Genomic DNA, 11,045 nt, shown 5'->3' with positions numbered 1-11,045 from the left:
ATGCGTTTAACAAAACCATTACAAAGGATAAAAGATGAAATTTTTACAAGCTTTACTTTTCACTTGTGCCATCAGTGGCTTAGCATTTGGTGCAGACAAGGTCTATACGATCAAATTTGCTCACGTTGTTGCAGCTTCTACGCCAAAGGGCAAAGCGGCTGATTTTTTCGCTAAACGTGCTGAGGAGCTAAGCGGCGGTAAACTAAAAGTTCAAGTCTTCCCATCAGCTCAGCTACTTGACGATGATAGAGTTTTTGGTGCGTTAAAGCTTGGCAATGTTCAAATGGCAGCTCCTAGTTTTTCTAAATTTACACCTATCGTGCCGCAGTTTCAGCTATTTGACCTGCCTTTCATCTTTAAAGACGCAGAACACCTTCATAAGGTCCAAGACGGCGAGGTCGGCGAGGAGCTAAAAGCCCTTGTTACAAAAAAAGGCTTTGTGGCGCTTGATTACTGGGATGCTGGATTTAAGCATTTTAGCTCAAGCAAAAAACCAGTTCTTGTGCCAGAAGATGCAAAAGGACAAAAATTTAGAATCCAAAGCTCAAAGGTACTTGAAGAACAAATTAAAGTAGTTGGTGGCAACCCACAAGTTCTACCATTTTCAGAGGTTTACTCTGCACTTCAACAAGGCGTAGTTGATGCGACAGAAAACCCACTTTCAAATTTCTATAACTCAAAATTTCACGAAGTTCAAAGCTCGCTCACACTTTCAAGTCACGGATATTTGGGCTATTTAGTCGTTATGAGCGATAAATTTTGGAGCAAGCTACCAGATGATCTAAAAGCAAATGTAAAACAAGCTCTAAGCGAAGCAACAGCTTTTGAGAGAGAAGAGACAGCAAAAGAGGACGCTCACGTCATAGCTGAGCTTGAAAAATACATCGCTGCTAGTAAAAAACTAGAAATTTATAAGATCGATGATACACAAAAGGCTGAGTGGCAGAAGGTTATGCAATCAATCTATCCTAAATTTTATGATGTTATCGGCAAAGACCTCATAGAAAAGACTCTTGGGACAAAATAATGAAGAGTTTTTTTAATGTCCTTGATATAGCGATAGCCTCACTAAATAAAACTATCGCAGTAGTTGGGCTCGCAAGTGGAACATTGCTAGCCTTTGCAAATGTTATGGCTAGATATTTTTTCGATAAAAGCTGGTCTTGGGCGAGCGAGCTATCAAACTATCTTTTTATCTGGTCGGCGTTTTTTGCCGCGGCATACGGCTTTAATAAGGGCATTCACGTCAGTGTAACTATTTTGGTGGAAAAATTTCCACCAGCCCTTGCAAAAGCGTGTTTAATCTTCTCTCATGTACTAACTACTGTATTTTTGTTATTTATCGCAGTCTATTCGATTGATTATCTACAAATTCTTCACGAGATCGAGCAGATGATAATAGACCTTGGCATACCACAATGGGTACCTATGGTAGTGCTTCCAATAGCCTTCGTTACAGCTAGCTACCGCTCAACCGAAAAAGCCATAAAAGTAGCTCTAACGCCTGCTGAAAACGTTGTGAGTAACGAAGCACATGAGCTAGCTCATGGTAGCGTAGTCAAAGATTAAGGAGAAAAAAGATGACAATAGCATTTTTATTTATCCTACTTTTTGCACTGATGCTAATAGGCGTGCCGGTTGCGGTTTCGCTAGGCACAAGTACTGTTTTGACGATGATATTTTTTACAGACATAGACATCGCTACGATCCCACAGCTTATATTTGATGGTATCAATAAATTTTCGCTAATGGCGATACCGATGTTTATCTTGGCTGGAAATTTACTAAGTAAAGGTGGCTCAGCAAGACGTATCATCGACTTTGCAAAGTCTATGGTCGGACACTTGCCAGGTGGTTTGCCTATGAGTGCGATATTTGCCTGCATCATCTTTGCAGCGGTCTCTGGAAGCTCGCCTGCGACGGTTGTAGCTATTGGCTCAATTATGTTTGCAGCAATAAAAGAGGCTGGCTATCCAAAAGAGTATGCAGTGGGCGGCATAACTACGGCTGGCTCGCTTGGAATTTTGATCCCGCCTTCAGTTGTTATGATAGTTTATGGCGTAACCGCTGAGGTAAGTATCGGCAAGCTCTTTATGGCTGGTGTTGTGCCTGGTCTTATGCTTGGAGCTTTTATGCTCGTTCAAACCTATGTTGGCGCAAAAAAGCTTGGATTTAAAGCAACTAAGGCTGAGCCATTTAAAGTAAGAGTGCAAAAATTTGCAAAAGCATTTTGGGCTTTACTAATCGTCGTCGTGGTTATTGGCGGAATTTATGGAGGAATTTTTACTCCAACTGAAGCTGCTGCGGCAAGTGCGGTCTATGCACTCTTTATCTCACTTTTTATCTATAGAGATATAAAGATAAAAGATCTTTGGGATATCTGCTTAGACTCAGCCCTTACAACAGCTATGATATTTTTCATAATCGCAAACGCCGTTGTTTTTGCATATTTGCTAACTAGCGAGCAGATCCCACAAGCCATCGCTTCGATGATACTTGACGCAAATATCGGTATGATAGGATTTTTGATATTTGTAAATATCCTGCTCTTTATCATGGGTCAATTTATGGAGCCTTCAAGCGTTATCATGATCATGGTGCCACTTTTGCTTCCGATTTCAACACAACTTGGCATAGATCCGATACATTTTGGCATTATTTTAGTTGTAAATATGGAGATAGGTATGGTGACTCCGCCTGTTGGACTAAATTTATTTGTCGCAAGCGGTCTTACAAATATGAATCTAAAAGAGGTCATCATGGCATGCTTGCCGTGGACGCTTACTTTATTCTTTGGCCTTATCTTGGTTACTTATATACCACAAATTTCTCTTTGGTTGCCAAACCTAATGTATGGACATTAAAATTTAGAGGCTCTTGCCTCTAAATTTATGCTTTTGGGTCGTAATCCGCACTCATAACGATATTTTTACCACTTCGCTTACCAGCATAAAGTAGATTATCAGCTTGTTTTATCATCTTTTCTAAGCTAAATTCTCCCGTACCATCATGAGCAACTACTCCAAAAGTCATAGTTGCGTTGATCTTTATGTTTTCAAACTCAACTATATTTTTACTCAAAGTCTCTCTCACACGCTCTACGATACTTACAGCTGCATCTTTTTTTACGCCCAAGACGACTGCTAAAAATTCTTCTCCACCAAATCTAGCTACTCTATCTTTATCTCTAAATGTGTTTTTAAATATGCCTGATAAGCTTTTTAAAACAGCATCTCCTGCGCCGTGTCCATAGGTATCATTTATCTTTTTAAAGTTATCGATATCACACATAACGATAGCAAAGTCCCTATTTTTATAAAGATCGTTTTGACTTAAAATTTTCTGCATCGAAGTACGATTTAAAAGCCCTGTTAATGGATCGTGATTTAAGATATTTTCAGCCATCTCTTTTTCCTCTAAGATACTTAAAAATATAAATAAATTTGAGCTCTCCAAAAGGTACGAAACAACAACCGAAAATACACAAACCGTACTTAAGTTAAAAACAAAAAGTAGATCTTTAAAGCCGTCAAAATCTTTTACAGGCTGGCCATCTAAATATATATAGCAGGCTATGGATAAAATTATTTGCGTTGCAACTATTATGTAGTTAAAAAATTTATAGGTAAATGACGTAAAAAATAGTATTAGCGACGATGCTAAAAACAATAACCCAAATCCGTATCCCCATCCAAGTGTCAGCATACAAACTAATGCATGAAATAAAATTTCAAGCTGGACTATTAGCATTGTTATCTTGTTATTTTCAGGGCTATCGTAAATAAGCCTTAAAAGAAAAAGATAGGTTGCTACTGAAAATACATTCATAACTGCTAGAATTTCTTCTTTCATAAATAAAAAAATGAAAAAATAACAGACGTGAGTTAATAATATTGAAAATATGATGATTTTTTGAGCCGTATAGAGTGAAATTCTACGCATCCGAGCCCTTTTTTAAAATTTCTAATTCGATGCGGTCTTTGCCATTTAGCTTGCCTTCGTAAAGCAGCTTATCTACTAAAGTTATGACTTGCTCAAAATCCACCTCAACACCATTTGCGCATATTAGCATTCCAAAGGTCATAGTAACTGGAGTTTTATCTGGAAGTTTTGCGTTATTTATCTGTTTTTTAAGCCTTTTACTCACTTCGTGGATAAATTCTATCTTTGTATCAGGCAAGATTATCAAAAATTCTTCTCCGCCCCAGCGGCAAACATAGTCTTTACCTCTAAATGATTTCTTCAAAGCACTGGCTACATCTTTTAAGACCTCATCACCGCAGTCATGCCCATATGTATCGTTTATTTTTTTAAAATTATCAATATCGCCTAGCATTATGACTAAATTTGTATTACCGCTTTTTTCCTTGTTGGCAATTAGTTCAAATCTTAAAGTTTTTTCTATTGTTCTTCTATTTAAAAGACCAGTTAAAAAATCATGCTTTGAGTCCTTTTCAAGCTCTTCCGTCTCTTTTCTTATTTGCTGATATCCACTAGATGTGATGATATCTGCAAACATTGAAAGTCTTAAAACAATAAAAAAAGCAAAAACAATACTGCATATAACTATCGCCCCTCGTATAGCCGATGGGATCAGCGGTGCCTCATCTTTATGCGTAAAATAAAGAAGTATAAGCAAGATTAGTTCTAAAAATGCCATTATATAAGTAAGACTCTTTGAATCAAACGCTAGGAAGTAGTTTATAAAAATTACACCAACAAGTATTATCCAAATTCCGGTATTCCAACCCATAGTAGTAACAATAATAGTAACAAGTAATATGATATTTAGGTGAAATGCAAGGGATATTAATACTCTATATTTTATGTCAAATTTTATTCTAAGCAATATACCAGCTGCTATAAATAATAAGCACATAAAAAGTAGTGGTGTAGCTATGATCATAAAAAGCAACAAAGATAGTACATTTGCAACTATCATAACATCTAATATCGTTTTATAGATATCATCGATCGCTTTATAACTACTTTGATCTACAAAATCGTGTGTCAAACAAAACTCCCTGTAAATTTATTCCATTAAATTTCATTAAGTATTTCTAATAAGAGTCGTAACTATCTTCGTCCTCATCACTATCTTCGTAGTTGTAGTCATTTTCATCGTAATTATAGTCATAACTATCGCTACTATCGTCCTCATCGTCATTAAATTCAGAGTAGTCTTCTTCTACTTCTTCATAATCAAATTCATCACTCATTGTTTTCTCCTTAAATTTTATCTTTGACACTTTCAATATACAAGCTTTGGCTTGGGAATGCGAAATTTAGACCATTTTGCTTTAAAATATCCATAATCTTTAACATTACATCTTGCTTGACATCTAAAAATTCTCCCCAAACGATAGTCTTTGCAAAACAATAAACTAAGATATTTATCGAGCTATCTGCAAAATCATCAACTACGACAAATAAATTTGATTTATATCCAGCATAATCATCGACTGATACTATACTTTGTCTATATTTTAGCCCTTTTTTCTTTGCTGTTATATCCTCACTTTTGGCAATATCTGGATGATTTATCAACATAGTTTTTATGTCATCTACACATTTTTTAATCTCATCAGTTGTCGCTCCATACTCAATGCCAATTAGCATTCTGATACGTCTACCGACTTTTCTTCTGCTCCAGTTTCTAACAGGATCACTTGCCAGTTTTGAGTTTGGCACAAAGATTAAAGCATTATCAAAACTTCTGATAGTCGTCTTTCTAAAGCCAACCTCAACGACAGTGCCCTCTATATCGCCACAAACTATCCAGTCTCCTTGCGAAAATGAATTATCAAAGAGCATCATGACAGAAGCAAAGAAGTTTGCGATGATGTCTTTTGCAGCAAATGCAACAGCAAGACCGCCGATACCAAGTGAAGCTATGAGCGCTGATATATCAAAGCCAAGCTTTTGAAGAATTAGTAAAAGTGCGATTATTAATACAATTACATAGACTACTTTTAAAACTAAATTTACGACCTCTTTTCGTCTACTCTTTTGAGCGATTTTATCGATTATTACTATGCCATAACCATTTAGGATGGTTAAGACAAGCCATGAAAACGCGACTATATAGACGATCGAAAAAATATTTGCTAGAGTTAGTGGCACTGGCACTGGATAAAAGCCAACACCGATACAAATATTTAGTGCATAAATGATAAGAAGCGCAGAGATAGGCTTTTTAACGATATCTACTATCTGATCCTTTGCCTCCTTTACGCCTTCACCAGAGGCAATAAGTGACATAAGCCAGTACGTGAGTTTGGCAAGAATTCTTGTAAGTGAGACAAAAAATAAAAATACTACGATTATAACTACGATCTTACCAACGTTAAATTTTGCCGAATTTATAGAAGTTAGCTTATTTATATATTCGACCGTATCGACTAAATTTAGCTCTGATAAGATCATGCTTGAGCTTAGAAGATCGGCATTGTTTTTAAGATAGATTAAAATTTCCTCATCAGTCTCTTTTTTTAAATCAAGCTCGGCAAATGCGTTATCGTAAGAGCTTGAAGTCTCATTTAGAGAATCTTTTAGCTCTTTTATACTGACGTAAGAATTTGTTTGTAAATTTAAAAGTCCGTTATCTATCACCTCTTTTATAGAGTTTGCTTTAGCACCTTTTTTAAATATCTCTTCAAGGTTAATTAAAGCCGATAAATATGCATAATCTATCTTCATTTTCTCAAGCTCAATAGCGCTTTGAACATAAGCATCTTTGTTTGATTGCTTCTCTAATCTAGCTACTTTTTTTTCTAGATTATTTTTTTGCAAAATAAATTTGTCAATATCGTTTTGAGTTACCTCAATCTGCATGATATATAGCGGAATTTTTTCCAAAAGATCGTTCTTCTTCTTCTGAAGGCTGGCTAAATTTGAATTATCTGTTTTTGAAGAGTTTGTATCTTTTTGCTGTGCTTTTATAATCTGGATTTGATTGTTTAAAGTTAAGATCTGATTTGTTAGGCTTATGATGCTTTCTTCTTGCGTTTTATTATCTTCGGCACCAAAAAGAGTTAAAAATGAGAGCAAGACGATGGTTAAAATTTTACGCATTTTCACCCCTTTTATCTGCTAAAAGTTTGAATGTGCCCTCTTTTAAATCGTAGCTGAAAATTTCACCAGTTTCTATAATGTAGTGCCAGCCATAAATTTGAAGGTTTCCTCTTTCATACTCCTCTTTTACATTTGGATAAGTCATTATATTTTCGATCGAATTTATCACATTTAATCTCTCAGTTAGCCACGCCATCTTTGCTGGATCGTCGCTTGTAAATTTAAGTACTTCTCGTTTGATCGGCTCTATTAGCTTTATCCAATTTCTAACATTTGGCGTAGTTTTGAGCTTTTTTTCATCCATATAAAGCGCTGCACATCCACCACAATCAGAGTGTCCGCAAATAATGATATTTTTGATATTTAAAAGCTCTAATGCATATTCGATAGCCGAAGTCGTTGCCAAAAATTCCTCGCTCACTCTATAAGGTGGCACGATGTTTGCTATATTTCGCACCATAAAAAGCTCGCCTGGAAGGCAGTTTGTTATCAAATTCGGCACCACTCTTGAATCGACACAGGATATAAAAAGGGTATGTGGGTCTTGTCTATTTTGTAGACTTTTAAAAAGCTCTTCATGCTCCAAAAAGCCATCTTCCATAAATTTTACCGCACCTTCAAGTAGCGAGTCATCCATAGAAATTTATCTCCATTTTTTATATTTTTACGCGATTATAGCAACTTTTATTTAATCTAAAAAATACTTTAATATATAAATTTTTAACTAATATAATTTGTTAAAATTCTTTTTATTCATTGTTTAATTATTTTAGGCTAAACTCATTCAAAAATTCATAAGGAGATAAAATGAGTCTGTATGATAGGAACTACGCGAAACAAAATCAAGAAGAACTTGCGTATTCTCAAAGCTCACTAAGCACTTTTATAAAACAAACTTATCAACTTTTTGCAGCATCACTACTTTCAGCAACAGCTGGCGCTTATGTAGGTATTAGCATCGCTGGCGTTTTTGCGGCAAATAGATTTTTGTTTTGGGGGCTTGTTATAGTCGAATTTGCACTACTTTTTGGCTTAATGGCAGCTAAACGTAAAGAGGGATTAAATTTAATACTTCTTTTTGCATTTACATTTGTAAGTGGCCTTACGCTAACTCCGCTACTTTCAGCGATCTTGGCTATGCCAAGTGGAGCTGGTATCGTAGCTCAAGCATTTGGACTAACAACAGTTGCTTTTGGTGCGTTAAGTGTCTTTGCAATGAATACAAAACGTGACTTTACAACAATGGGTAAAATGTTGTTCATAACCTTAATTGTTATCTTTGCAGCAGCTATTATTAATATTTTTGTTAAAAGTACAATGTTTCAACTTGTAATCGCAAGTATTTCATCGATTTTATTTAGCGCATATATACTTTTTGATACGCAAAATATTATCCGTGGAAACTACGAAACTCCAGTTGAAGGCGCAGTTGCTTTGTATCTTGATTTTGTAAATCTATTTACATCATTACTACAAATTTTAGGAATTTTTAATAGAAACGACTAAAGATGAGCGCATCTACCGAGTAATAGATGCGAATCTAAATAGGCTAAAAGAAGGGCTTCGCGTTGTTGAAGATATGAAAAGATATGTCTTTGATGACGCTAAGCTCGCCTACAAAATAAAATCCCTCCGCCACAAGGCAAAGATCCCGCAAAAAGAATTTTTAAAATTTAGAAATTCCCAAAACGACGTTTTAAAAACTAGCACAAAAAGCGAGCAAGCTAGAGAAAATTTAGACGAGATAATAACTGCAAATTTCAAGCGCGCCCAGGAGAGTGCTCGCGTGCTTGAAGAGTGCTTTAAGCTCATAAATTTAGAACAAGCCGAGCTTTTTAAAAGCATAAGATACGAGCTTTATGAGCTTGAAAAAGAACTTTAACTAAAAATTTAAATCTTTTCTTGTATAATCGCAACCAATTATTTTTAAAAATTTAAAGGAAATTTCGTGAGTTTAATATTTTTGATCTTACAGTTTGCTCTAGCTGTCATCATAACTATCGCTGTTTTACTTCAAAAAAGCTCATCTATCGGACTTGGGGCATATAGCGGAAGTAACGAGAGTCTTTTTGGAGCAAAAGGACCAGCTGGATTTTTAGCTAAATTTACTTTTATCGTAGGTATTTTATTTATCTTAAATACACTTGCACTTGGATACTTCTACAATAAAGATCTAAAACGCTCTATCGTTGATAGCGTCGATAGTAAATCTCTAGTCATACCAAAGTCAAACGACGTACCATCAGCTCCTAGTGCACCACAAACTCCAGCAAAATAACAATGATAAAAACACTTTTAGCGTCATTCTTGACGCTAACATTTGCTTTAGCAGACGCTCATATTTTAGTCTATCATCGCTTTGATGATCCAAGACATACAAGCACTGATATTTCTATTAAAAATTTAAGAGAGCAGTTTGAATATTTCAAAAATAATGGCTATGAAGTCGTTAAACTCTCAAAGCTAGTCGATGCTGTAAATGCTGGCGAAAAAATACCTGATAACTGGATCGTCATCACTGTAGATGATGGTTATAAAAGTTTCTATGACAAGGCCCTTAGTGTATTTAAAGAGTATAACTATCCATTTGCACTAATGCTTTATGTGGAAGCCAGTGCAAATAAATATGGCGATTATTTGGATTTTGATCAGATTAAAGAACTTGAGGCTTATGGCGAGATTGGGTACCACTCGTACGCTCATCCAAGGATGACGAAGCTTAGCGATGAGGCATTAAGAGAGGATTTTCAAAAGGGCGTTGAGACCTTTGAAAAACATATGGGCTATAAGCCAAAATTCTTTGCAGTACCTTATGGTGAGATCGATAGTCGAGTCGTAAAACTTGCAAAAGAATTTGGTTTTTTAGCGCTTTTAAATCAAAACTCAGGTGCGGTTTCAGACAAGAGTGATGTTTACGATCTTTATAGAACACCAGTAATGAACGGTACCAAAATAGCATTAACTTTTAATAGCAAATTTTTAAATGCCCAGTGGATATTTCCAGATAGCTATCCACAAAATAATGCAATAGACAAACTCATTATAAAAACTGATACAAATGCTAGCGAAGGTAGTTTTTTCATGACTGGCTTTAATGGCTTTAAAAAGGTACCTATGACAAATGGTGTTTTTGAGTGTAAATTTAACCCACCTCTCGATAAACGCAAAGTTTTAATATCACTAAAAGTAGATCATCAACGAAGTACAAAACTTCTAATAAAGGACATCAATGCTAAATAAAATTTACGAAACACAAAAAGAAGGCTGCGAAAAAGCAATAGCTTCATTAAAACGTGACTTTACAACACTTAGAACGGGCAAGGTAAACATTAATATCGTAGATCATGTAATGGTTGATTATTACGGCTCGCCAACTCCGCTCAACCAAGTAGCCACTGTGCTTACAAGCGACGCTTCAACTATCGCTATCACACCTTGGGAAAAGAGCATGATAAAAGCAATCTCTTCAGCTATCCAAGCAGCAAATATCGGCGTCAATCCAAATAGTGATGGTGAGAGTGTCAAACTGTTTTTCCCACCTATGACCGTCGAGCAACGTCAAGAAAATGCAAAACATGCAAAATCAATGGGAGAAAAAGCCAAAGTTAGTATAAGAAACGTAAGAAAAGATGCAAATGATGAAGTCAAAAAGCTTGAAAAAGACAAAGCTATAACTGAGGACGAGAGCAAAAAGGGACAGGATGAGGTTCAAAAGATAACTGACACCTACACTGCAAAAATCGATACTCTTGTAAAAGAAAAAGAAGCCGAGCTTTTAAAAATCTAAAATTTTTAGAAATTTTTCCTTATCTAGCTACTTTTATGTAGCTAGATATTCTCTCAAAATAATATTTCAAAAAAATATTTATCAGCAAGTAGTTTAATTTTTTGTCTGTTGTGTTTTATCTATTAAATATAAATAGATCCTAACTACATAAAACATAGCCACCACTTTGTCTTTAAGCTATTTC

At 35.5% G+C, this 11,045-nt stretch carries 13 protein-coding genes; 8 read left to right on the top strand and 5 right to left on the bottom strand.

Going from position 1 to position 11,045, the window contains the following annotated elements; translation table 11 throughout:
• Window positions 1-34 precede the first annotated feature (34 nt).
• From F3G69_RS00450 to F3G69_RS00440, 3 genes are read left to right on the top strand one after another with little or no spacing between them, the layout of a single operon-like run.
• Window positions 35-1,027: a DctP family TRAP transporter solute-binding subunit gene (locus tag F3G69_RS00450; protein WP_103559406.1), complete on the top strand. Its 993-nt coding sequence runs from the start codon at window positions 35-37 to the stop codon at window positions 1,025-1,027.
• Window positions 1,027-1,569, top strand: coding sequence for a TRAP transporter small permease (locus F3G69_RS00445; protein WP_084041037.1), 543 nt, complete (start codon window positions 1,027-1,029; stop codon window positions 1,567-1,569). Before F3G69_RS00450 ends, F3G69_RS00445 begins: the two co-directional genes overlap by 1 nt.
• An 11-nt stretch (window positions 1,570-1,580) precedes the next feature.
• Complete coding sequence (locus F3G69_RS00440; RefSeq protein ID WP_072595211.1) at window positions 1,581-2,864, top strand: TRAP transporter large permease; 1,284 nt, start codon at window positions 1,581-1,583, stop codon at window positions 2,862-2,864.
• A 25-nt stretch (window positions 2,865-2,889) separates the two neighbouring features.
• Here the strand turns inward: F3G69_RS00440 and F3G69_RS00435 are convergent, their stop codons facing one another.
• The 5 genes from F3G69_RS00435 to F3G69_RS00420 are packed head-to-tail and all read right to left on the bottom strand — an operon-like array spanning window position 2,890 to window position 7,711.
• Window positions 2,890-3,942, bottom strand: a complete 1,053-nt coding sequence (locus tag F3G69_RS00435) for a GGDEF domain-containing protein (RefSeq protein WP_149714114.1) — start codon at window positions 3,940-3,942, stop codon at window positions 2,890-2,892.
• Window positions 3,935-5,014: a GGDEF domain-containing protein gene (locus F3G69_RS00430; RefSeq protein WP_223155845.1), complete on the bottom strand. Its 1,080-nt coding sequence runs from the start codon at window positions 5,012-5,014 to the stop codon at window positions 3,935-3,937. The genes F3G69_RS00435 and F3G69_RS00430 overlap by 8 nt, the downstream gene beginning before the upstream one ends.
• 46 nt (window positions 5,015-5,060) lie before the next feature.
• Window positions 5,061-5,219 (bottom strand): hypothetical protein, encoded by a 159-nt coding sequence (locus tag F3G69_RS09235; RefSeq protein ID WP_180997316.1) that lies wholly within the window; start codon window positions 5,217-5,219, stop codon window positions 5,061-5,063.
• Between the two features lie 10 nt (window positions 5,220-5,229).
• Entirely contained in the window at window positions 5,230-7,074 is a 1,845-nt protein-coding gene (locus F3G69_RS00425) for a mechanosensitive ion channel family protein (protein WP_149714113.1), read from the bottom strand.
• Window positions 7,067-7,711: a carbonic anhydrase gene (locus F3G69_RS00420; RefSeq protein WP_072595207.1), complete on the bottom strand. Its 645-nt coding sequence runs from the start codon at window positions 7,709-7,711 to the stop codon at window positions 7,067-7,069. Before F3G69_RS00420 ends, F3G69_RS00425 begins: the two co-directional genes overlap by 8 nt.
• Before the next feature lie 170 nt (window positions 7,712-7,881).
• Between F3G69_RS00420 and F3G69_RS00415 the strand changes: the two genes are divergently transcribed.
• The 5 genes from F3G69_RS00415 to frr all read left to right on the top strand — a co-directional run bounded on the left by F3G69_RS00415 (window position 7,882) and on the right by frr (window position 10,861).
• Window positions 7,882-8,580, top strand: a complete 699-nt coding sequence (locus F3G69_RS00415; RefSeq protein WP_149714112.1) for a Bax inhibitor-1/YccA family protein — start codon at window positions 7,882-7,884, stop codon at window positions 8,578-8,580.
• Window positions 8,567-8,956, top strand: coding sequence for a thiamine-phosphate pyrophosphorylase (locus F3G69_RS00410; RefSeq protein WP_087580439.1), 390 nt, complete (start codon window positions 8,567-8,569; stop codon window positions 8,954-8,956). The genes F3G69_RS00415 and F3G69_RS00410 overlap by 14 nt, the downstream gene beginning before the upstream one ends.
• Window positions 8,957-9,022: 66 nt before the next feature.
• Window positions 9,023-9,352 (top strand): preprotein translocase subunit SecG, encoded by a 330-nt coding sequence (gene secG / locus F3G69_RS00405; protein ID WP_021091090.1) that lies wholly within the window; start codon window positions 9,023-9,025, stop codon window positions 9,350-9,352.
• Window positions 9,353-9,354: 2 nt separating this feature from the next.
• Entirely contained in the window at window positions 9,355-10,314 is a 960-nt protein-coding gene (locus tag F3G69_RS00400) for a polysaccharide deacetylase family protein (protein WP_021091141.1), read from the top strand.
• Window positions 10,304-10,861 (top strand): ribosome recycling factor, encoded by a 558-nt coding sequence (gene frr / locus F3G69_RS00395; RefSeq protein WP_072595202.1) that lies wholly within the window; start codon window positions 10,304-10,306, stop codon window positions 10,859-10,861. The genes F3G69_RS00400 and frr overlap by 11 nt, the downstream gene beginning before the upstream one ends.
• Window positions 10,862-11,045 lie beyond the last annotated feature (184 nt).

The organism is Campylobacter concisus (genome assembly GCF_902460625.1).
GTDB lineage: Bacteria > Campylobacterota > Campylobacteria > Campylobacterales > Campylobacteraceae > Campylobacter_A > Campylobacter_A concisus_AD.
Note: the sequence above shows the minus strand (reverse complement) of the source record. Positions and strands in the feature narration are given on the sequence as shown.

What these genes read in the sequence shown, in the direction of transcription:
- F3G69_RS00400 (WP_021091141.1), top strand. Translation starts at nt 9,355, where the DNA reads ATGATAAAAACACTTTTAGCGTCATTCTTGACGCTAACATTTGCTTTA.
- frr (WP_072595202.1), top strand. Translation starts at nt 10,304, where the DNA reads ATGCTAAATAAAATTTACGAAACACAAAAAGAAGGCTGCGAAAAAGCA.
- F3G69_RS00425 (WP_149714113.1), bottom strand. Translation starts at nt 7,074, where the DNA reads ATGCGTAAAATTTTAACCATCGTCTTGCTCTCATTTTTAACTCTTTTT.
- F3G69_RS00440 (WP_072595211.1), top strand. Translation starts at nt 1,581, where the DNA reads ATGACAATAGCATTTTTATTTATCCTACTTTTTGCACTGATGCTAATA.
- F3G69_RS00435 (WP_149714114.1), bottom strand. Translation starts at nt 3,942, where the DNA reads ATGCGTAGAATTTCACTCTATACGGCTCAAAAAATCATCATATTTTCA.
- F3G69_RS00445 (WP_084041037.1), top strand. Translation starts at nt 1,027, where the DNA reads ATGAAGAGTTTTTTTAATGTCCTTGATATAGCGATAGCCTCACTAAAT.
- F3G69_RS09235 (WP_180997316.1), bottom strand. Translation starts at nt 5,219, where the DNA reads ATGAGTGATGAATTTGATTATGAAGAAGTAGAAGAAGACTACTCTGAA.
- F3G69_RS00415 (WP_149714112.1), top strand. Translation starts at nt 7,882, where the DNA reads ATGAGTCTGTATGATAGGAACTACGCGAAACAAAATCAAGAAGAACTT.
- F3G69_RS00420 (WP_072595207.1), bottom strand. Translation starts at nt 7,711, where the DNA reads ATGGATGACTCGCTACTTGAAGGTGCGGTAAAATTTATGGAAGATGGC.
- F3G69_RS00450 (WP_103559406.1), top strand. Translation starts at nt 35, where the DNA reads ATGAAATTTTTACAAGCTTTACTTTTCACTTGTGCCATCAGTGGCTTA.